Consider the following 20,178-nt stretch of genomic DNA (forward strand, 5'->3'; position numbering starts at 1 on the left):
CGACGTTAGCAACTCACACAGACGACTGTGTCGTCACCCAAACCGCCTTCTACGCCATTCGATCAGCTTGGCGCTGACCTCTTCCGGCTTCTCCTGCTGCGTCCAATGGCCGCTGTCCTTCACCAGGTACTTCTCCAGGTCCGGCACCAGCTTCTCCATGCCGTCGGCCGCCGAGGGCGGCAGCACGGCGTCATTCTCGGCCATGACCATCAGCGACGGCACATGCACGTGATGATCCAATCCCTCGGAGCGCTGCCAATTGCGGGTGTAGTTGCGATACCAGTTAATGCCTCCGGTGAAGCCGGTCCTGGTGAAGGTGTCGACGAACACCTTTTTCTCCTCCGCCGACAGGATCGGCGTGCGCGGATCATGCTGGGCGTCGTAATTCGCAATCATCTGCGGAAAAGCCAGGTTGATCCGGGGCGAAGCCCCGATGCCGGCAATCGGCTCTTCGGCTGGCGCTCCTGCGGGCCGCGCAACCGGCATGCGCATGAAGGCATCGAAGGTCTCTTCGACGCGGCTGCCGAAGATCCTGTCCGGCTCGCGCGCGGGGTCCTGGAACTGCACGATGTACATCTGATCGCCGAAGCGCTTGCGCAATAGCGCGATCGGATCAGCCGGCGCGCGGTCCCAATGCGGCGTGTTGACACCGACGACGCCGGCGACGCGCGAGGGGTGCCGCAGCGGCATCTGCCAGACGACAAAGCCGCCCCAGTCGTGGCCGACGAAGATCGCCTTGTCGATCCCGAGATGATCGAGAAGTCCGACGAGATCGCCGGTCAGATGCTCGAGGTCGTAATCCTCGACCAGCTCGGGCCGGTCGGTCGCACCATAGCCGCGCTGGTCCGGCGCGATCACCCGGATCCCGGCATCGCTCAGCGCCTTGATCTGGTGGCGCCAGGAGAAGGCCAGCTCGGGCCAGCCATGACACAGCACCATGGGCGGCGTGTCGGCGGCCGGGCCCGCCTCGTAATAGCCCATGCGAATTCCGTTCGTCTGCACGAACTTGAGCGGCGGCATCTCAATCATTGCAAGCTTCCTATTCGGCCGCGCCCTTGATATCGGCCGCCGGCGGCGCGTAGGCGGCCTCCAACGCGGCGAACTCCTCCGGCAGCATGTCGCACATCACCTGCACATGCGGAATGATGTTGGCGCCGACGATGAAGCCGAAATCGAGCTGGTCGCGGTAGCTCTGCACGGTGATGTTGAGCGCCTGACCGTGCGTCGAGATCGACACCGGGAAGATGTGCAGGAGCTCGGCACCGGCGGCATAGAGCGTCTGCCGCGGCCCCGGCACGTTGGAGACCGTGATGTTGGCGGCCGGCGGCAACACGTCAGAGAGATTCGAGCGGCTGTAGAGCAAGGCCAGGATCTGCACCATGATCGGCGCGCCCAGCATCGAGATGTTGGAGACCTGCGGCATCAGGGCGCGCAAGGGATGCGACATCTCCTTGGCCTTGGTCGATTGCGCGATGATTGCTTCCAGCCGCGCCTTGGGATTGTCGATGTTTGTCGCGATCGAGCAGATCATACCGAAGACCTGGTTGTTGGCTTCAGTGTTGCCCTCCTCGCGCAGCGAAATTGGCACGGCCGCAGTCATCGATTTCGCCGGCAGCGTGCCGTACTGCTGCAGGTAGCGGCGGACCACGCCGGAAGCGAGCGCCAGCACCACGTCGTTGAGCTTGCCGCCGGCCTGCTTTGCGAGCGCCTTGGCCCGCGACAGCGAAATCGACACGCCGGCGAAGCTTCGCTCCGACGAGATGGTCTTGTTGAGCATGGTCGGCGGCGACACCATGCTGGCGAGGCTCTCGCGCGACTTCGGATCGGCGATCTTACCGATCACATCGGACACGCTCTTGAGCACGGTCGGGATGTTGCCGGCAAAGCGCACCGCGCTCTCGATCTGGTACATCGCATTGTCGAACAGGATCGAGCCGATGTCGCTCTTGCCGGTGCGCGGCAGTTGCAGGTTTTTCGCGGCCAGCGAGGCGTCGAGCGGCTGGCTGAAGAGCTGCTGGTAGGAATCGAGCAGGTTCGCCGCGATATCGCGCGGCTCCTGCCCGGGCTTCGCGCCACCCGTCGGCGGATCGACTTTCCGCGGGATCGGCGATATATCGTAGATCATGTTGGTCAGCGCCGCGCCGGCACCGCCGTCGATGGCGGCATGGTGCATCTTGGAATAGAGCCCGACCTCGTTGTTCTTCATGCCCTCGAACACGTAGAACTCCCAGAGCGGACGGGCACGGTTGAGGAGTTTTGCGTGCATCCAGCCGACAATGCGCTCGAGCGTGGCGCGATCACGCGGCTCCGGCAGGCTGGCGCGGAAGATATGGCGGTCGATGTCGAACTGGTCGTCCTCGACCCAGGTGGGATGATCGATATCGAGCGGCGCCGTCTCCAGCCGTGCTTTCAGGATCGGCGCAATGTGCAGGCGCGAGACGATCATCGCCTTGAAGTCTTCGAAGAAGTCGCGCTCGTAGTCGTCAGGCAGGCGAAAGATCGCCATGCTGCCGACATGCATCGGCATTTCCGGCGTTTCCAGATAGAGAAACGACGCGTCCAGCGACGACAGCTTCTTACCGTCAGCCATAGTTCCCTCCCGCCGATTTGACGGGCGCCTTTGATCAGCGCTTCTCGTCAGGCCGATACTGCTGTTCCGGCGGGGCATATGCAATGGCAAACGGCCCTTCCCGGTCAAATGGCCAGAACTCCCCCTCCGGTTGTGCCAGGCGGTCCGCCACGGCCCAGAGGGCGGCCGGGTTCACCCCAAGGCCGATGTGGCTGGCCAGGTACACCTCGATGTTCTCGGCATGCTCGGACGGACGCAACAGACAGGTCCGCCAGTTCACGACGCCATCGGCGCGCGAATAGATCGAGCTTGCCGGCACCGGCAGATCGCCGGCGATCGCCGCGCGCAGCTCGGCAAAATCCTCGACGCGCTCGCCGGACAGCGATTCATAGAGCCGCGTGGCATTGGTTGCCCGCACGTCGTTGGCAAAGGGGCTGCCGAGCGTGACCACGTAGCGGACCATCTCGGGCGCCTGGAGCGCCAGGTCGCGCGCATAGACGCCGCCGAGACTCCATCCGACCAGGCTGACCTTGCGCCCGGTCGCAGCATGGATCTCGGCGAGACGGGTGCGCAACGCCTCCCGCATCCGCGCCAAGCCGCCGAGATTGCGGCCCATCCGCCAGGCATGCGTATCGTAGCCGAGCTCGCTCAGATAGCGCCGCATCGGCATCATCGAGAGGTCGCTGGCGAGAAAGCCCGGCAGCGCCAGCACCGGGTGGCCGTCGCCCCGCGGCGCGCGCATCAGGACGGGCGACAGCAGGACGCTGGCGTTGAATTCGAACAGCCCCCGCGCTTCGGCGAACAGCAGCCCGAGGCCCGGCGGACGAAGCCGGCCTGACGCCTGCGCTCCGTCCCGCTCAAGCGGCATTATCTCTTGTCGCTGCTGCGCGTGCCGCCGAGACCGGCCATCGCGACGAACATGTCCTGAAACCGCTCGGCGAGCTTCGGGTCGAAGGTGAACCAGCTCTGGATCAGCGATTCTGGCGAGACTTTCTCGATGTTGCTCAGCACCTGCTGCTGCAACTTGTCCATCACCGCCGTCTGCATCGGCGCCACGTCGGGCAATCCGAAGAACTGGCGGGCCTCGAGGGGGGTGCAGTCGATTTCGATGTTAACTTTCATGTCCCCTCCTAAAGTAGCGGATTCGAGCGACCTGACACAGTATCGCCGCGACTTGGCGTACGACGCAAGCGACCTGTCGCAGGCGGCGGGCCACCGGTTTCGGCAATCGGCGGATATGGTCAATCAAATCGCGCCGCACGAACGCATCCGCGTCGGCGGGCGCGGACGACCGAGGACCCCGACGGCCGGCCGGGGCCGCTTCCCTCCGCCATTCTGGGACTTCACTGGCCGAAAGTCGAATGTCGATCGCAGCCGGCCGCCCATTTCATTGTCGGTCAGCATTGCTGCACAGCGGCGCAACTTGGCGCGTTCCTTGCTGGAATGGCGCTTGCACGGCTCAGCAACTCTGGGCAACATGGATCAGTAAACCCGCCGAACAATCAAAAATCACCGGCGTGGCATTGGAGAGGGTCAGGGATGTCAGTAGGTCGTAGTCTGTTTGCGGCGGCGCTCGCCGGTATGCTTGCGTTGACGCTCTCGCCGGCGTCGAGCCAGACGCTGCGTTACGCCAACCAGGGCGAGCTCAAGTCGCTCGATCCCTACACGCTGAACGAAAGCACCACCCACGCCCATCTCGGTCACGTCTATGAGGGCCTGGTCGAGCGCGACAAGGACCTAAAAATCATTCCGGCTCTGGCCGAAAGCTGGGAAACGCCGGAGCCAACCCGCTGGCGCTTCCATTTGCGCAAAGGCGTCAAATTCCACAACGGCGACCCCTTCACCGCCGACGACGTGGTGTTCTCCGCCGAACGCGTGCGCGCGCAGGGCTCCAACCTGCTGAACCGCCTCCCCGCCGATGCCAAGGTCGTCAAGGTTGACGACTACACTGTCGATTTCATCCTCAGTTCGCCCAATCCCATCCTCATAGGGCAATGGGACGTCTGGTACATCATGGACAAAAAATGGGCGGAGGCGAACAACGCGGTGGCACCGACGCCGGCCGCGGCCACGACCCCGAGCTATGCTTCACTGCACGCCAACGGCACCGGGCCTTTCATGATCGAGAGCCACCAGCCCGGCGTGAAAACCGTGTTCAAGGCCAATCCGAACTACTGGAAGAAGCCGGAACATAACCTCAAGGAGATCGTCTTCACGCCAATCGCATCCGATGCAACGCGCGTAGCCGCGCTGTTGTCCGGCGAGGTCGACGTGATCGAGCCGGTTCCGATCCAGGACATCCAGCGCGTCAATGCCAGCCCCGTTGCGACGGTGCTCTCCGGGCCGGAACTCCGCACGATCTTTATCGGCATGGACCAGTCGCGCGACGAGCTTCTGTTCTCGAACGTCAAGGGCAAGAACCCGTTCAAGGACATCCGCGTCCGCGAGGCCTTCTACAAGGCGATCGACGTCGAGCTGATCAAGAACCGCGTCATGCGCGGACTCTCCACTCCGTCCGCCCTGATGATCGCACCAGAACTCTATCCGCTGTCAAAGGAGTTCACGCGACCGAAATTCGATCTCGAGGGAGCCAAGAAGCTGTTGACTGAGGCAGGCTATCCCGATGGCTTCGAGGTCACCATGGATTGCCCGAACGATCGCTATGTCAATGACGCCGCGATCTGTCAGGCCGTGGTCGGCATGCTCGCGCGCATCGGCGTCAAGGTGAACCTGCTGGCGCAGCCCAAAGCGCAGTATTTCGCCAAGGTGTTGAAGCCCGGCGGCTACAAGACGTCCTTCTTCCTCCTGGGCTGGACGCCGGCCACGATGGATTCCCAAAATGTGCTGCACGACATCATGGGCTGTCGTGACGATCCGAAGGATCCCAACCGCGGCGAAGCCAATCTCGGCGGCTACTGCAACAAGCAGCTCGACGAGCTCACGGACAAGATTCTGGTAGAACCCGACATGACCAAGCGCAATCTGCTGATCAAGGAGGCTTTCGAGATCGGCAACAAGGACTGGGCCTACATCCCGCTGCATCAGCAGGCGCTGGCATGGGGTGTGTCCAAGAAAGTGAAACTGGTTCAGCGCGCGGACAACCAGGTTCTGCTCTACTGGGCCACCAAACAGGAAGAGTGAGTATCGAGAGGTTGTGGAGTCCCGGAAGCCTTGGCTTTCGGGACTTGTCATTTCGCACCTCACGCAAATGATGCGCACGTCTGAAGAGACGTGAAAGGACCATATGCTCGCTTTCACCCTTCGCAGGGCAATCCAGGCCATCGGCGTCATGATCGCCGTCGGGATCATCTCGTTCTCTATGTTCCGCTTTGCCGGCGATCCCGTGAACCAGATGGTGTCGATGGACACCTCGGGCGCCGAACGTGCCGCAATCCGCAAGTCACTCGGGCTCGACGATCCCGTGATCGTGCAGTTCGGCCATTATGTCGCCAATGCCGCGCAGTTCAAATTCGGTGTCTCCTACCAGTTCCGGCTACCCGTATCGCAGCTCCTGTTGGAACGGATGCCGGCGACGCTGGAGCTGGCGATCTGCGCCAGCATCTTCGCGATGGTCTGCGGCATCCTGATGGGGGTCTATTCGGCGCTCCGCCGCGACACCTGGCTCGCCCATGCGTTCCAGGCAATCTCCCTAATCGGCGTCTCGCTACCGACCTTCCTGATCGGCATCCTCCTGATCTACCTGTTTTCGGTGACGCTCGGCTGGCTGCCCTCGTTCGGACGCGGCGAGGTGGTGCGGATCGGCTGGTGGACGACGGGCCTTCTGACGCTGTCGGGCCTGAAGGCGCTGATCATGCCCTCAATCACGCTCGGCCTGTTCCAGATGACGCTGATCATGCGGTTGGTGCGCGCCGAGATGCTGGAAGTGATGCGCACCGACTACATCCGCTTCGCCCGTGCCCGCGGGCTGACCACCCGGGCGATCCATTTCGGTCACGCGCTGCGGAACACGCTCGTTCCCGTCATCACCGTTGCCGGCCTGCAGTTTGGCTCAGTCATTGCATTCGCGATCATCACCGAGACCGTATTCCAATGGCCGGGAATGGGGCTGTTGTTCGTGCAGGCCGTGCAGAATGTCGATATCCCGATCATGGCGGCCTATCTGATGATGGTGTCCCTGATCTTCGTCACCATCAATCTCGCGGTTGATATCCTCTACACCATCGTCGATCCGCGCCTGCGCTCGACGGTAAGCCGGGCACACTGAGATGAGCGAGGCAGTCGTCCGGCACAAGGTCGAAGATCGCGGCTCGCGCGCCGCCTCCCCCGGCTGGTTCAGGCGCACGCTCGACAGCGACCTGTTCTACTCGTTCCGGCGCTCCAAAATCACCATGATCGCGGCAGGCGTAACGCTGCTGTTCTTCCTGCTCGCGATCTTCGCGTCAGCGCTTGCCGTGCAAAATCCGTTCGATCCGGCCCAGCTCCAGCTGATGAATTCGCGCATCTCCCCGCTGTGGACCGCCGACGGCCAGAGCCCGTTCCTGCTCGGCACCGACGAGCAGGGCCGCGACGTGTTCTCCGCGATCCTCTACGGCCTGCGTATCTCGCTCGTCGTCGGCGTGCTCGGGGTCCTCTTCTCCGGCGCACTCGGCATCCTGCTCGGACTGACGGCCGGTTATTTCGGCGGCGCCGTCGACGGGCTGATCATGCGCGTCGCCGACGTGCAGCTCTCCTTCCCGGCGATCCTGATCGCGCTGCTGATCAACGGCATCGCAAAATCGGTGCTCGGCAACAGGCTCGACGAAATGAGCATGCTGGGCGTGCTGGTGCTCGCAATCGGACTGAGCTTCTGGGTGCAATATGCCCGCACGGTGCGCGGCTCGGTGATGGTCGAGAAGAACAAGGACTATGTTGCCGCCGCGCAATTGATCGGCCTTCCCGCGCCGGTCATCATGCTGCGGCACGTGCTGCCGAACACGATGGGGCCGATCCTCGTCATCGCCACCATCAACCTCGCGCTCGCCATCATCACCGAGGCAACGCTCTCCTTCCTCGGCTCGGGCATGCCCGAGACCATGCCGTCACTCGGCACACTTATCCGCATCGGCAACAACTATCTGTTTGCAGGCGAATGGTGGATCGTCGCGTTCCCCGGGCTGGCGCTCGCCGCGCTGATCCTGTCCATCAACCTGCTCGGCGATTGGCTGCGCGACGCGCTCAACCCGAAACTCAGATGAAGACGCCGCGTCCATGACCGAACCCGTCCTCTCCGTCCGCAATCTTCAGGTGGAGTTCGCCTCCCGCCGCGGCACGCTGCGCGCGATCGACGGCGTCTCCTTCGACATCGCCAAGGGCGAGGTGCTGGGCGTGGTCGGCGAATCCGGCGCCGGCAAATCCGTCACCGGGCTCTCGGTGATAGGCCTGATCGACCCGCCCGGCCGCATTGCAGGCGGCGAGATCCGCCTGTCCGGCCTACGCATCGACAATCTGCCACCGGAGGAGATGCGCCGAATCCGCGGCAAGCGCATCGGCATGATCTTCCAGGATCCCCTCACCTCGCTCAATCCGCTGTACCGGATCGGCGACCAGATCGTGGAGACGATCAGAACCCATCTCAATCTCTCCGAGCAGGCCGCCCGCCGCCGCGCCATCGAGTTGCTCGCCGAGGTCGGCATCCCCGCGCCGGAGAAACGCATCGACGGCTATCCCCATGAATTCTCCGGCGGCATGCGCCAGCGCGTGGTGATTGCGCTCGCGATCTGCGCCGAGCCGGAGCTGATCATCGCGGACGAGCCGACCACAGCGCTCGATGTCTCCGTACAGGCGCAGATCATCTCGCTGATCAAGCGACTCGGGCGCGACCACGGCACCGCCGTGATGCTGGTGACACACGACATGGGCGTGATCGCGGAAACTTCCGACCGCGTTGCGGTGATGTATGCTGGCCGCGTTGCCGAGATCGGCCCGGTCCAGGACGTCGTGAAGAATCCGCTGCACCCCTATGCCAAGGGCCTGATGGGCGCGATCCCGACACTTGCGGGCGACGACAAGCGCCTGGTGCAGATTCCCGGCTCCATGCCGCGCCTGTCAGCGATCCCGCGCGGCTGCTCATTCAATCCTCGTTGCGCGTTCGCCTTCGATCGCTGTCGCGTCGAGCGGCCCGAACCGCTGCCGCGTGGCGCGCAGTCCGTCGCGTGCCACCTCTATGACAGCGTTCCGACGGAGAGCGCGGCATGAGCGCCCCCTTCGTCCAGGTCAGGAATTTGCGCCGCGTGTTCGACGTCTCGAAGCCGTGGCTCAACCGCGTGCTGGAAGGCGGGCATCTCGAATACCTCAAGGCCGTCGACAGCGTCACCTTCGATATCAGGAAGGGCGAGACCTTTGCGCTGGTCGGCGAATCCGGCTCGGGCAAGACCACCGTGGCGCGAATGGTCGTCGGCCTGCTGCCGCCGAGTTCCGGCAATGTGCTGATCGACGGCGTCTCGATGACCGACCCGCGGCAGGCGCCGGCGCGCCGCAGGCTGCGCCGCCGCATCCAGATGATCTTCCAGGACCCGTATGCGAGCCTGAACCCGCGCTTCCGGGTCGATGCCATCATCGCCGAGCCGATCCGTGCCTTCGACCTGATCCAGGGCGAGCGTGACATCCAGGCTCGCGTCGGTGAACTCCTCAGCCTCGTGGGCCTGCACCCCGACGACCGGCTGAAATATCCGCACGAATTCTCCGGGGGTCAGCGCCAGCGGATCGCGATTGCGCGGGCACTCGCCTCCGACGCCGAGTTCATCGTCTGCGACGAGCCGACCTCGGCGCTCGACGTCTCCGTGCAGGCGCAGATCCTGAACCTGATGCGCGACCTTCAGGACAAGTTCGGGCTGACCTACATGTTCATCAGCCACAACCTCGCCGTGGTCCGCCACATGGCGAGCCGCGTCGGCGTGATGTATCTCGGTCGCATCGTCGAGATCGCGGAGGGACGCGAGCTGTTCGCCCGCCCGCGCATGCCCTACACCAAGATGCTCTTGGGCGCCGTACCCGATCTCGCGATGAGCGGCCGTCAGCGCGTTCCGGTCAAGGGTGATATCCCGAACCCGATCGATCCGCCGCCCGGCTGCGCCTTCAACCCGCGCTGCCCGCTGGCGTTCGATCTCTGCCGCAAGGAAACCCCGGAACTGATCGACGGTGTCGCCTGTCACGCGGTAAACACCGCGCCGGTGCCGGCGTGACGCGCGCGTGCCATGCAGTCTGTGCATTTGGCAATGGGGCTTCGCCTGTGATCAATTCCGCGCGCCGCAACTGAGGTAACGAAGTCCCATGGCCAGCAACATCAATCCCGATCGCTTCACGACCAGGCCCGAAATCGAAGGCACCTTCGGGGTCGTCGCCACCACGCACTGGATCGCGACCGCCGTGGGCATGGCCACACTGGAAAAAGGCGGCAATGCGTTCGATGCCGGTGTCGCCACCGCCTTCACGCTCCAGGTGGTCGAGCCGCATCTGAATGGCCCCGGCGGCGACGTGCCGGTCATCGTGCACGACGTGAAGCGCGGCCGCACTGAGGTGATCTGCGGCCAGGGGCCGGCGCCGGCGCGCGCAACCATCGCCCACTACCAGAGCGAGGGCCTCGACATGGTGCCCGGCACCGGCCTGCTCGCAGCCTGCGTGCCCGGCACGTTCGAAACCTGGATGATGCTGCTGCGCGACTATGGCACGCTGCGGGTGAGGGACGTGCTGGAGCCCGCCATTTCCTATGCGCGCGACGGCTATCCGCTGGTCGAACGGGCCTGCGCCACGATCCAGACCGTTGAGCAATTATTCCGCAAGCACTGGCCGACTTCGGCTGCGGTCTACCTGCCGAACGGCGAGGTGCCGAAGCCCGGCACGCTCTTCACCAACAAGACGCTGGCGGCGACTTACGCGCGGATCCTGAGCGAAGCCGAGAGCGGCGGCGGTGGCCGCGAGGCCGAGATCGAGCGCGCGCGAAAGGCCTGGTCGCAGGGCTTTGTCGCCGAAGCCATCGACAAGTTCTGCCGCACCCAGGAAGTGATGGACGTCAGCGGCTCGCCGCATCGCGGCGTGCTGTCGGCCGACGACATGGCGCGCTGGCAGCCGACGATCGAGGCGCCGCTCACCTACGACTATGGCCGCTACACCGTCTGCAAGGCCGGCGTCTGGAGCCAGGGTCCGGTGACGCTCCAACAGCTCGCGCTGTTAAAGGGCTTTGCGCTGGACGGCCTCGACCCGACCGGGCCGGAATTCATCCATCTCCAGATCGAATGCGCCAAGCTCGCTTTTGCCGACCGCGAAAAATTCTACGGCGATCCCAAGTTCAACGAGATCCCGATCGCGACCCTGCTGTCGGATGCCTATAACGACGAGCGCCGGAAGCTCGTCACCGACACGGCCTCGCTCGACTTCCGGCCTGGCTCGGTCGAGGGCTTTGGCGGCGTGGTCAAGCTGCGCCGCGCCGAAGGTCAGCGCGAAGCGGTCGGTGCGCTCGGTGCCGGCGAGCCAACGGTGGGGCGCTTCGGCGAGGTGCGCGGCGACACCGTGCATTTCGACATCATCGACAAGGCCGGCAACATGGTGTCCTCGACGCCGTCGGGCGGCTGGCTGCAGTCGTCACCGGTGATTCCGGAGCTCGGCTTCTGCCTCGGCAGCCGTGCCCAGATGTTCTGGCTGGAGGAAGGCCATCCCGCCTCGCTCGCGCCTGGCAAGCGGCCGCGGACCACGCTCTCGCCGACCATGGCGCTGCGCGACGGCGAGCCGTACCTCGCCTGGGGCTCGCCGGGCGGCGATCAGCAGGATCAATGGATCACCCAGTTCTTCCTGCGGCACGTCCACTGCAATCTCAATCTCCAGGAGGCGATTGACGCGCCGGCCTGGCATTCCGAGCACTTCCCGATCTCGTTCTGGCCGCGCACCGCGCGCCCCGGCGTGCTCGTGGTCGAGAACCGCGTGCCCAAGGCGACGATGGAGAATTTGCGCGAACGCGGACATATCGTGGAGGTTGGGCCCGACTGGTCCGAAGGCCGCCTCACGGCGGCGTCGCGCGTCGGGGTGCGCCGCCGTGCGGCCGCTAATCCGCGCGGCATGCAGGGCTACGCGGCGGGACGCTGACGGACAACACATGACCTGGTCGATCATCGCGCGCGATACCACCACCAGCCAGTTCGGCATCGTCGTTGCGACACGCTTCTTCGCCGTCGGCGCCTGCGTGCCTTTCATTGCCGCCGGTCTCGGCGCAATCGCCACGCAAGCCTTCGTCAATCCCTATTACGGCATCGATGGTGTCAAGCTGTTGCGCGAAGGGCTTAACGCACACGACGTGCTCGCCGCCTTGCTCGCAACCGACGACGGCCGGGAGAGCCGCCAGGTTCACGTCATGGATGCCAGCGGCGAGATCGCGGCCCACACGGGCCGCGACTGCGTCGACTGGTGTGGACACGCGGCGGGAAGCGGTTTCTCCGTTGCCGGCAACATGCTCGCCGGCCCCGACGTGCTCAGCGAGACGGCAAAGACCTATATCGCCAATGACCGCCTGTCCTTTCCGCGCCGCCTGCTCGCGGCGATGCGCGCCGGCGAGGCCGCTGGTGGCGACAAGCGCGGCAAGCAATCCGCCGCGCTCCTGATCCACGGCGAAGAGGAATGGCCGGCGCTGGATCTGCGGGTCGACGATCATCCTGATCCGCTCGGCGAGCTCGAACGGCTCGAGCAGGTCAGCCACGAGGTCTGGGTGCATTTCCGCGACTCCCTGCCGACGCGGCAGAACCCGGCTGGCAACACCGACCGCAGCGTCATCGACGCCCGCATCGCCGCTGCACGCGCAAAAGCCCAATGAGCGCGGCCCCGCTGATCGAGATCGAGGGCCTGCGCGTCCGTTTCCACGGCGACGATGGCCGCATCACCCATGCGGTCGACAGCGTCGACCTCAGCGTCGCCAACGGCGCGACGCTCGGCCTGGTCGGCGAATCCGGCTGCGGCAAGAGCGTGACGTCGCTCGCGATCATGGGACTGCTGCCGAAGCAAAGCGCGGAGGTCACCGGAGCGATCCGCTTCGACGGCTTCGACCTGTTGCGGGCCCCGGACCAGACCCTGCGCGACCTGCGCGGCAACCGGCTCGCGATGATCTTCCAGGAGCCGATGACCTCGCTCAATCCGAGCTTCACCATTGGTGACCAGATCATCGAGACGATCCTGCGTCACCGCGGCGGATCCCGCAGGAGCGCGCGCGAGCGGGCCATCACGCTGCTGCGCCGTGTCCACATCCCTTCGCCGGAGCGGCGGATCGACGAGTACCCCCACAAGCTATCCGGTGGCATGCGCCAGCGCGTGATGATCGCAATGGCGCTCGCCTGCGATCCAAGGCTGCTGATCGCCGACGAGCCGACCACGGCGCTCGACGTCACCTTGCAGGCCCAGATCCTGGAGCTCATGCGCGAACTGAAGGCGGCAAGCGGCGCGGCCATCATCCTGATCACACATGACCTCGGCGTCGTAGCCGAGGTCTGCGACGAGGTGGCGGTGATGTATGCAGGCGAGATCGTCGAGCGCGCACCGGTCGACGAATTGTTCGCCTCACCCCAGCATCCCTACACCGTCGGCCTGCTCGGCTCGATCCCGCGGCTCGACCACCGCGCCGAGCAGCTCGCGACGATTGAAGGCATGGTGCCGAACATGGCGCANCCCGCCTGCGGGCTGCCGCTTCGCCGCACGCTGTCCCTTCGTCCGCGAGGTCTGCACCGAGGCGCCACCACCACTTGTCGAGGTCACCCCCGGCCACCTCTCCCGCTGCATCCGCGCGCCACTCGAACTCCTGGTGTCGTGATGGCGCTGCTCGAGGTCGAAAACCTGGTCAAGCATTTCGTCGCCAAACGTTCGCTGTTCGGCCAGCCGAAAGCCATGGTCAAGGCGGTCGACGGCGTCAGCTTCACGCTCGAGGCCGGCAAGACGCTCGCCCTCGTCGGCGAATCCGGTTGCGGCAAGTCGACGGTCAGCCGCCTTGTGCTGCGGCTGATCGAGCCCGACGCCGGCTCCGTCCGCTTCGACGGCCGCGATCTGCTCTCCCTCGATGCCGGCGCCTTACGCGCGTTCCGCCGCCAGGCACAGATCATCTTTCAGGACCCTTACGCTTCCCTCAACCCGCGCATGACGGTCGGCCAGATCCTCACGGAGCCGCTGACCTTGCATGATCTTGTGCCGCCGCCGCAACGGCGCGCACGTGTCGATGAGCTATTGCGGCTGGTCGGGCTGGAGCCGCGGCTGGCGCGGCGCTATCCGCACGAATTCTCCGGCGGCCAGCGGCAGCGCATCGCCATTGCCCGTGCGCTCGCGGTCGAGCCGAAGCTGATCATCTGCGATGAGCCGGTCTCCGCGCTGGACGTCTCGATCCGCTCGCAGATCCTCAACCTTCTGCGCGAGCTCCAGGACCGGCTCGGGCTTGCCTATATCTTCGTCTCGCATGATCTCGCGGTGGTCAAGCACATCGCCGACCGTGTCGCGGTGATGAATCTCGGCCAGATCGTCGAAACGGCGGAGGCGGATGCGCTGTTCGCTGCGCCGCGCCATCCCTATAGCCGGGCGCTGCTGTCCGCGATCCCCGTGCCGCAACCCCGCGCCAAGCGAACGACGGTCCTACTGGAGGGCGAGATCCCCAGCGCGCTCAATCCACCGTCAGGTTGCCGCTTCCACACTCGCTGCCCTTACGTGATCGCGCGCTGCCGCACCGAGCCGCCGGAACTGGTGGCTGACGGCACGGGCCACGCCACCGCCTGTCACCGCGTCGCCGAGCTGCCGTCCCCCGATGCCATCCTGCCGGTCGCGGGCGGCTTTTCGCCGGCACTGACAAAATTGCTCGCGGCTTTCAGCCAAAAGGCGGAAGGCGCTGCCCCCTCCGGTGTTGGTATACAGGGTGCAACGCCTACAACGACGTAGCCGCAGCAATGGGGACTGTCCGATGAAGACTCTTCGCCTCGCCACAACAGCCGCCGCTTTCGTACTGTCGTTTGCGGCAGCCGCCCAGGCCCAGACTACCCTGCGTATCGGCCTTGCCGAGGACCCCGACGTCCTCGATCCGACCATGGCGCGCACCTATGTCGGACGCATCGTGTTCTCCGCATTCTGCGACAAGCTGTTCGATATCGACGAGAAGCTCAACATCGTGCCGCAGCTCGCGCTGTCGAGCGAGACCGCCGATGACGGCAAGGCCCTCGTCATCAAGCTCAGGCCCGGCGTGAAATTCCATGACGGCGAGCCCTTCGATGCCGAAGCCGCGAAATTCTCGCTTGAACGGCACCTGACGTTCCCCGGCTCCTTCCGCAAGCCCGAGCTTGCCTCGGTCGATCATGTCGATGTGGTCGATTCCCTCACCATCAAACTGGCGCTGAAGGCGCCGTTCTCGCCTCTGCTCGCGCAGCTCACCGATCGTGCCGGCATGATGGTATCGCCCAAGGCCGCGAAGGCGGCCGGCGACAAATTCGGCCTGCATCCGGTCTGCGCCGGTCCTTACAAATTTGTTGAGCGCGTGCAGCAGGACCGCATCGTGTTCGAGAAATTCACCGACTACTGGAACAAGGACAACGTCTTTATCGACCGCATCGTGTTCCAGCCGATCGTCGACGCCACCGTGCGGCTGGCGAATCTGAAATCGGGCGGGCTCGACCTGATCGAACGCGTGCTCGCTACCGATCTCAAGGAGGTGCGCGCGGATTCGCGGCTGAAGGTCGCAACCGCGATCGAGCTCGGCTATCAGGGCGTCACGCTCAACATCGGCAAGGACAAAGCCAAAGGTCCCCTCAGCCAGTCCGCAAAAATTCGGCAGGCGCTCGATCGAGCGATCGACCGTGACGCAATCAACCAGGTCGTGTTCAACGGCGAGTTCCAGCCTGGCAATCAATGGGTCAATCCGGGCCATCCCTACTATCAGAAGTCGCTTCCGCTGCGTGCCCGCAATGTGGAGAAGGCCAAGGCGCTACTGAAGGAAGCCGGCGTTACGCCGCCGGTCAGCGTCGACTTCCTGGTGCCGAAAGGCGCCGAGACGGAAACGCCGGCCCAGGTGATCCAGTCGATGGCCGCGGAGGCCGGATTTGATCTGAAGATCCGTCTCACCGAATTCGCAACGGGCCTCAAGCAGGCCGAGGCCGGCGATTACCAGGCCTATATGCTTGCCTGGAGCGGACGTGTCGATCCCGACGGCAATAGCTACGTCTTCCTCCACAGCGACGCCCCGCAGAATTACAGCGGGTGGAACAACGCGCAGGCTGACCAGGCCTTGGATGAAGCCAGGCTGGTCACCGACCCGGCAAAGCGCAAGGCCATCTACGAACGCCTCGCGAACCTGGTCCAGGACGAGGAGCCAATCCTCTATCTCTACCACCGCCGTATCATCATCGCGCATACGACCAAGCTCGAAGGCTACAAACAGATGCCCGACGGCCTCGTGCGCGTGATCGGGCTCAAGCTGAAGTGACGTTGAGAGGATGCTGAACTTCCTCGCCCGGCGTCTTGCCCAGATCGTACCGACGCTGTTCTTTGTCTCCGTTCTGATCTTCTCGCTCCAGCAATTGCTGCCGGGCGATCCCGCGCTGGTGATGGCGGGCGAAGAGCGCGATCCAGCAGTGATCGAGCAAATCCGCCATCAATACCGGCTCGACCAGCCGATTCCGGTGCAATACGCCTACTGGGTCGGCGGCGTGCTCAGGGGCGATTTCGGCGAGTCGCTGCGCAATAAGATGCCGGTGCGCGAGCTGATCGCGCAGAAGCTTCCCGTCACGCTGCAGCTCGGCTCCATGGCGATCCTGATCGCGGTCCTGATCGGCATTCCCGCTGGCATCGTCGCCGCGGTGAAGAAAGGCACCGCCTGGGACTATGGCGCGAACCTGTTCGCGCTGTGGGGCATCTCGACGCCGAATTTCTGGCTCGGCATCATGCTGATCTTCCTGTTCTCGATCGAGCTCGGCTGGCTGCCGGCCTCGGGCTACGTGTCGCTGACGGAGAACTGGCGCGCGAGCATTGCCGCTACCATCATGCCCGCCTTCGTGCTCGGCAACGCGATTGCCGCGATCCTGATGCGGCATACCCGCAGCGCCATGCTGCAGGTGCTGGAAAGCGACTATGTCCGCACCGCGCGCGCGAAGGGACTACTGGAGCGCTCCGTGATCCTCAAGCACGCGATGCGCAACGCGCTGACACCGGTGATCACGCTCGGCGCGCTGGAGCTCGGCACGCTATTATCCGGCGCCGTGCTGACCGAGCAGATCTTTTCCATTCCCGGCTTCGGTAAGCTGATCGTGGATGCCGTCTTCAACCGCGACTACGCCGTCGTGCAGGGCGTGGTGCTGGTGACGGCGACGATCTACATCACGCTCAACCTGATTGCCGACATCGCCTATATCCTCGTCAATCCGCGGCTGAGGGGCTAGGCCATGACCGACGCCGCGCTCACGGCCAGCCCCGCCGCCGAGACCAGCGAGCTGGAGAGCCCTGCGCGCCGGGCACGTCGGCGCCTGTTCAAGCGCAAAGCCGCGGTCGCAGGCCTCATCGTGCTCTGCTTCTTCATCGCCCTTGCGCTGTTTGCACCGCTGATCGTGCCCTACGATCCCATCGCGACGAGTTGGGGCCTGGTCCGAAAGCCGCCCACGGCGCTGCACTGGTTCGGCACCGACGAGCTCGGCCGCGATATCTTGAGCCGGGTCGTCTACGGCGCACGCACATCGCTGCTCGCGGGCCTGATCTCGGTCGCGATCGCGCTCGGCATCGGCGTGCCGCTTGGTCTTCTCGCCGGCTATCGTGGCGGCTTCATTGATGCGCTGATCAGCCGCATCACGGACGCAATGCTAGCCTGCCCGTTCCTGATCCTCGCGATCGCGCTCGCGGCATTCCTTGGGCCCAGCCTCGGCAACGCCATGATCGCCATCGGCATCTCGGCGACGCCGGTGTTCATCCGCCTGACCCGCGGCCAGGTCCTGAGTGTCAAGGCCGAGGACTATGTCGAAGCGGCGCGTGCGCTCGGCAATCCGCCCTGGCGGATTGCCTTCGCTCATATCCTGCCGAACATCCTTCCGGCGCTGCTGGTGCAGGCGACGCTCTCGATCGCCGCTGCGATCATCGCCGAGGCTGCGCTGTCGTTCCTCGGCCTCGGCCAGCAGCCGCCGGCGCCGTCCTGGGGCAGCATGCTCAACGCCGCGCAACGCTTCCTGACGCAAGCGCCCTGGATGGCGATCTGGCCGGGCCTCGCAATCTTCCTGGTGGTGCTATCACTGAACCTGCTGGGCGACGGCCTGCGTGACGCGCTCGATCCACGCCAGCGCTAGAGCAAGATGAAATCTGATTAGATTGCTGCCAGGCGGAGAACTCGGTTCACCTCTCCCGTAGGGAGAGGTCGGATCGCATCGAGAGATGCGATCCGGGTGAGGGGTTACAGCCTCACCGAACGCTGCGGCCCCTCACCCGGATTGCTTCGCAATCCGACCTCTCCCCGCTGGGGAGAGGTGAAACCGAGGTCCTGACCGGCTACATGGGTAACAGAATAGACCGACGACATGGGTAACAGGTCAACTGATCGGCGAGGAGGACCTTGCCGATGGGGTGGATGGAGACCTGTGCCGTGGATGAACGGATGCGGTTCATGCTTGCGATCGAGAGGGGTGACGAAACGATTGCGTCGGCATGTCGGCGTTTCAACATCAGCCGAAAGACCGGCTATAAGTGGCTTGGACGTTATCGCGAGGCGGGGTTTGCGGGGCTGCTGGACCAATCGCGAGCGCCGCTGCATCATCCTCGGGCGATCAGTGGGAGGATCGCCGAGCGCTGCCTTGAGGTGCGGCGGGCGCATCCAACCTGGGGACCGGTGAAGGTGCGAGCTCGTCTGGAACGCCGCTGGCCGGGGACGGATTGGCCTGCAGCAAGCACAATCGGAGCGCTGTTTGACCGCGAGGGCCTGACGGTGAAGCGCAAGATGCGCCGGCGCAGTCCGCCGTCGAGCGCACCCTTTGCCCATTGTGAGGCTGCCAACGACGTCTGGTGTATCGACTTCAAGGGCTGGTTCTTGACCGGGGACGGCAAGCGCTGTGAGCCGCTGACACTGACTGATGCCCATAGCCGCTATCTTCTACGCTGTCAGGCCTTGCCTCGCGCGGACACCGAGCACGTCTGGCCGGTGCTCGATGCGGCATTCCGTGAGTTCGGGCTGCCGTATCACATGCGCTCGGACAACGGCTCGCCGTTCGCTTCGCGGGGTGCCGGCGGCCTGTCGAGGTTATCCGTGCTGTTGATCAAGGCTGGCGTAACGCCGGAGCGCATAGCTCCCGGCAAGCCGCAGCAGAACGGCCGCCACGAGCGCATGCATCTGACCTTGTTGCAGGAGGTTGCCAGCCCGCCGGCGCGCAGCATGCGCGAGCAGCTCAAGCGCCTGCGGGAGTTCCAGCGGCTGTACAACGACGAGCGTCCTCACCAGGCGCTCGAGAACGCCACGCCGGCCGATTGCTATCAGGCTTCCACGCGCCGGTTCGATGGCATCCTGCGCGAGCCGGAATATGACGATGACCACGAGGTGCGCCGCGTCCGTCACAACGGCGAGATCAAGCTGAACGGCAACATGATCTACATCAGCGCAGCTTTGGTTGGCGAACCGATCGTCCTTGCCGAGAACGAGGATGGTTGGACCGTCAGCTATGGACCGATCGTGCTCGGGACCATCGCGCACGGTGACGACCGGTTACAGCAACCAAAACGCAAGGGCTGTGGACTTGTGGGCAACGCTGCGCGTTCCCCACAGGGTCCACAGCCCCAACAGCAACAGACCTGAACGAAACGAGAATTGTGTTACCCATGTCGTCGGTTTGAACTGTTACCTATGTTGCCGGTTGCACACCGAGACGGTCGATCAGACCTAATCTCATCACGCACTAGATCACGACCTCGCGCATCACGCGCCGGCAGTCCATCTCATATTCGAGATCGACCACCGGCGGACGCGCGAAGTGCCAAGTGAGGCCCGAGCGCAGCGCGCCGCGGCGGACCAGCTCGTCCGCCAGCGCGTGATGGAAATCGTGCACTGAATAAGCCTGTACGCCCGTGGTGTCCTTCCAGCCGAAACCGAAGGCGGTCAACCGGGTTTCCATCTGTGACGTCGTGAAGCGCACCTTCTCCCGCAGGCCCTCCGGGCTGAGGTCACGGTAGCGCACGGTGCGTTCGACATAGCTGCCGCTGCCCTCGCGTGCTTCGGCCCCACCCGCGATCACGAAGGTCGGCGTCTTCGACCCCGTCGGCCTCGTGAAGGAGAATGCATAGAATGACGGCTCGGACGGCGGATCGATCTCGGGACAGACGTTGCTGCGCGCCACCGGATTGGTCGTTCCGTCGAAGATGCCCCATTCGGAGAGCGTCTTCACGTAGTGCAGGTTGAACGCGCGAAAGCCCTCTTCGCTGAACGCTGCCGGCGAGCGCAGCTCGCAGGCGCAGAAGGCAGTCAGCGGACGCCCGGTGTCCTGGATAAACTTCGCTGCGCGCGCAAATCCTTCAGCCAGCGGCACCAGCCGATCGAACCGGACCCGCTCGATCTCATAGCCATCATCTGCCGCGGCGCCGGCCGAATACTGGAATACGGACGGAATGAAACGATAATTACCGGCAGAGAATTCGCGCGTCATGTCCAA

The 20,178-nt window shown here is 64.5% G+C and carries 17 protein-coding genes and 2 pseudogenes; 14 read left to right on the forward strand and 5 right to left on the reverse strand.

All coding sequences use genetic code 11. The annotated features are described in order from the left end of the window. Positions 1-33: 33 nt before the first annotated feature. Genes AYJ54_RS32400 through AYJ54_RS32415 form a run of 4 tightly spaced genes read right to left on the reverse strand, consistent with a single transcriptional unit; the run spans position 34 to position 3,691 of the window. Complete coding sequence (locus AYJ54_RS32400) at positions 34-1,029, reverse strand: alpha/beta fold hydrolase (protein ID WP_063705495.1); 996 nt, start codon at positions 1,027-1,029, stop codon at positions 34-36. A 10-nt stretch (positions 1,030-1,039) separates the two neighbouring features. Continuing rightward, a complete protein-coding gene (locus AYJ54_RS32405) occupies positions 1,040-2,590 on the reverse strand; it encodes a wax ester/triacylglycerol synthase family O-acyltransferase (protein WP_063705497.1) in 1,551 nt (516 codons plus the stop codon). 34 nt (positions 2,591-2,624) lie between these two features. Beyond that, the gene (locus AYJ54_RS32410) at positions 2,625-3,437 is read right to left on the reverse strand and encodes an esterase/lipase family protein (RefSeq protein WP_063705500.1); all 813 of its coding nucleotides are present in this window, start codon (positions 3,435-3,437) and stop codon (positions 2,625-2,627) included. Beyond that, on the reverse strand, positions 3,437-3,691 hold the full coding sequence (locus AYJ54_RS32415) for a DUF6489 family protein (protein ID WP_063705505.1): 255 nt from the start codon (positions 3,689-3,691) through the stop codon (positions 3,437-3,439). The genes AYJ54_RS32410 and AYJ54_RS32415 overlap by 1 nt, the downstream gene beginning before the upstream one ends. A gap of 417 nt (positions 3,692-4,108) precedes the next feature. On the opposite strand from AYJ54_RS32415, the gene AYJ54_RS32425 reads away from it, so the two are divergent. The 14 genes and pseudogenes from AYJ54_RS32425 to AYJ54_RS32480 all read left to right on the forward strand — a co-directional run bounded on the left by AYJ54_RS32425 (position 4,109) and on the right by AYJ54_RS32480 (position 19,328). Beyond that, positions 4,109-5,710 (forward strand): ABC transporter substrate-binding protein, encoded by a 1,602-nt coding sequence (locus AYJ54_RS32425; protein WP_063705510.1) that lies wholly within the window; start codon positions 4,109-4,111, stop codon positions 5,708-5,710. A gap of 103 nt (positions 5,711-5,813) precedes the next feature. Next, positions 5,814-6,794 carry an ABC transporter permease gene (locus AYJ54_RS32430; RefSeq protein ID WP_063705512.1) on the forward strand — a complete coding sequence of 327 codons (981 nt, stop codon included), beginning with the start codon at positions 5,814-5,816 and terminating at the stop codon, positions 6,792-6,794. 1 nt (position 6,795) lies between these two features. Then, positions 6,796-7,764, forward strand: coding sequence for an ABC transporter permease (locus tag AYJ54_RS32435; protein ID WP_063705514.1), 969 nt, complete (start codon positions 6,796-6,798; stop codon positions 7,762-7,764). 13 nt (positions 7,765-7,777) lie between these two features. Further along, entirely contained in the window at positions 7,778-8,764 is a 987-nt protein-coding gene (locus AYJ54_RS32440; RefSeq protein ID WP_063705516.1) for an ABC transporter ATP-binding protein, read from the forward strand. Continuing rightward, positions 8,761-9,750 carry an ABC transporter ATP-binding protein gene (locus AYJ54_RS32445; RefSeq protein WP_063705518.1) on the forward strand — a complete coding sequence of 330 codons (990 nt, stop codon included), beginning with the start codon at positions 8,761-8,763 and terminating at the stop codon, positions 9,748-9,750. The genes AYJ54_RS32440 and AYJ54_RS32445 overlap by 4 nt, the downstream gene beginning before the upstream one ends. 88 nt (positions 9,751-9,838) lie before the next feature. Continuing rightward, positions 9,839-11,644, forward strand: a complete 1,806-nt coding sequence (locus tag AYJ54_RS32450) for a gamma-glutamyltransferase family protein (RefSeq protein WP_063705519.1) — start codon at positions 9,839-9,841, stop codon at positions 11,642-11,644. Positions 11,645-11,654: 10 nt separating this feature from the next. Continuing rightward, positions 11,655-12,365, forward strand: coding sequence for a DUF1028 domain-containing protein (locus AYJ54_RS32455; RefSeq protein WP_063705520.1), 711 nt, complete (start codon positions 11,655-11,657; stop codon positions 12,363-12,365). 29 nt (positions 12,366-12,394) lie between these two features. Next, positions 12,395-13,209 (forward strand): annotated as a pseudogene (locus AYJ54_RS48105) (ABC transporter ATP-binding protein); the annotation flags it as partial. 1 nt (position 13,210) lies between these two features. Next, positions 13,211-13,352, forward strand: a pseudogene (gene dppD, locus AYJ54_RS52950) (dipeptide ABC transporter ATP-binding protein DppD); the annotation flags it as partial. Next, positions 13,352-14,458, forward strand: a complete 1,107-nt coding sequence (locus AYJ54_RS32460) for an ABC transporter ATP-binding protein (RefSeq protein WP_082905957.1) — start codon at positions 13,352-13,354, stop codon at positions 14,456-14,458. The pseudogene dppD and the gene AYJ54_RS32460, both read left to right, overlap by 1 nt. 22 nt (positions 14,459-14,480) lie before the next feature. Further along, positions 14,481-15,992 carry an ABC transporter substrate-binding protein gene (locus tag AYJ54_RS32465; protein ID WP_063705522.1) on the forward strand — a complete coding sequence of 504 codons (1,512 nt, stop codon included), beginning with the start codon at positions 14,481-14,483 and terminating at the stop codon, positions 15,990-15,992. Between the two features lie 10 nt (positions 15,993-16,002). After that, positions 16,003-16,944 carry an ABC transporter permease gene (locus AYJ54_RS32470; RefSeq protein WP_063705524.1) on the forward strand — a complete coding sequence of 314 codons (942 nt, stop codon included), beginning with the start codon at positions 16,003-16,005 and terminating at the stop codon, positions 16,942-16,944. Between the two features lie 3 nt (positions 16,945-16,947). Next, positions 16,948-17,835 (forward strand): ABC transporter permease, encoded by an 888-nt coding sequence (locus tag AYJ54_RS32475; RefSeq protein WP_063705525.1) that lies wholly within the window; start codon positions 16,948-16,950, stop codon positions 17,833-17,835. A 269-nt stretch (positions 17,836-18,104) separates the two neighbouring features. After that, entirely contained in the window at positions 18,105-19,328 is a 1,224-nt protein-coding gene (locus tag AYJ54_RS32480; RefSeq protein WP_430641451.1) for an integrase core domain-containing protein, read from the forward strand. A 100-nt stretch (positions 19,329-19,428) separates the two neighbouring features. On the opposite strand, the gene cnbZ is transcribed toward AYJ54_RS32480, so the two are convergent. Continuing rightward, positions 19,429-20,172, reverse strand: a complete 744-nt coding sequence (gene cnbZ / locus AYJ54_RS32485; RefSeq protein ID WP_063705529.1) for a 2-amino-5-chloromuconate deaminase CnbZ — start codon at positions 20,170-20,172, stop codon at positions 19,429-19,431. Positions 20,173-20,178: the final 6 nt, after the last annotated feature.

Source organism: Bradyrhizobium centrolobii (assembly GCF_001641635.1).
Lineage (GTDB): Bacteria > Pseudomonadota > Alphaproteobacteria > Rhizobiales > Xanthobacteraceae > Bradyrhizobium > Bradyrhizobium centrolobii.

Excerpts from the sequence above, each read along its gene's own strand:
- AYJ54_RS32455 (WP_063705520.1), top strand. The coding sequence starts at position 11,655 with ATGACCTGGTCGATCATCGCGCGCGATACCACCACCAGCCAGTTCGGC.
- AYJ54_RS32480 (WP_430641451.1), top strand. The coding sequence starts at position 18,105 with ATGGGGTGGATGGAGACCTGTGCCGTGGATGAACGGATGCGGTTCATG.
- AYJ54_RS32470 (WP_063705524.1), top strand. The coding sequence starts at position 16,003 with ATGCTGAACTTCCTCGCCCGGCGTCTTGCCCAGATCGTACCGACGCTG.
- AYJ54_RS32400 (WP_063705495.1), bottom strand. The coding sequence starts at position 1,029 with ATGATTGAGATGCCGCCGCTCAAGTTCGTGCAGACGAACGGAATTCGC.
- AYJ54_RS32430 (WP_063705512.1), top strand. The coding sequence starts at position 5,814 with ATGCTCGCTTTCACCCTTCGCAGGGCAATCCAGGCCATCGGCGTCATG.
- AYJ54_RS32405 (WP_063705497.1), bottom strand. The coding sequence starts at position 2,590 with ATGGCTGACGGTAAGAAGCTGTCGTCGCTGGACGCGTCGTTTCTCTAT.
- AYJ54_RS32410 (WP_063705500.1), bottom strand. The coding sequence starts at position 3,437 with ATGCCGCTTGAGCGGGACGGAGCGCAGGCGTCAGGCCGGCTTCGTCCG.
- AYJ54_RS32460 (WP_082905957.1), top strand. The coding sequence starts at position 13,352 with ATGGCGCTGCTCGAGGTCGAAAACCTGGTCAAGCATTTCGTCGCCAAA.
- AYJ54_RS32445 (WP_063705518.1), top strand. The coding sequence starts at position 8,761 with ATGAGCGCCCCCTTCGTCCAGGTCAGGAATTTGCGCCGCGTGTTCGAC.
- AYJ54_RS32435 (WP_063705514.1), top strand. The coding sequence starts at position 6,796 with ATGAGCGAGGCAGTCGTCCGGCACAAGGTCGAAGATCGCGGCTCGCGC.
- AYJ54_RS32450 (WP_063705519.1), top strand. The coding sequence starts at position 9,839 with ATGGCCAGCAACATCAATCCCGATCGCTTCACGACCAGGCCCGAAATC.
- cnbZ (WP_063705529.1), bottom strand. The coding sequence starts at position 20,172 with ATGACGCGCGAATTCTCTGCCGGTAATTATCGTTTCATTCCGTCCGTA.
- AYJ54_RS32465 (WP_063705522.1), top strand. The coding sequence starts at position 14,481 with ATGAAGACTCTTCGCCTCGCCACAACAGCCGCCGCTTTCGTACTGTCG.
- AYJ54_RS32425 (WP_063705510.1), top strand. The coding sequence starts at position 4,109 with ATGTCAGTAGGTCGTAGTCTGTTTGCGGCGGCGCTCGCCGGTATGCTT.
- AYJ54_RS32415 (WP_063705505.1), bottom strand. The coding sequence starts at position 3,691 with ATGAAAGTTAACATCGAAATCGACTGCACCCCCCTCGAGGCCCGCCAG.
- AYJ54_RS32475 (WP_063705525.1), top strand. The coding sequence starts at position 16,948 with ATGACCGACGCCGCGCTCACGGCCAGCCCCGCCGCCGAGACCAGCGAG.
- AYJ54_RS32440 (WP_063705516.1), top strand. The coding sequence starts at position 7,778 with ATGACCGAACCCGTCCTCTCCGTCCGCAATCTTCAGGTGGAGTTCGCC.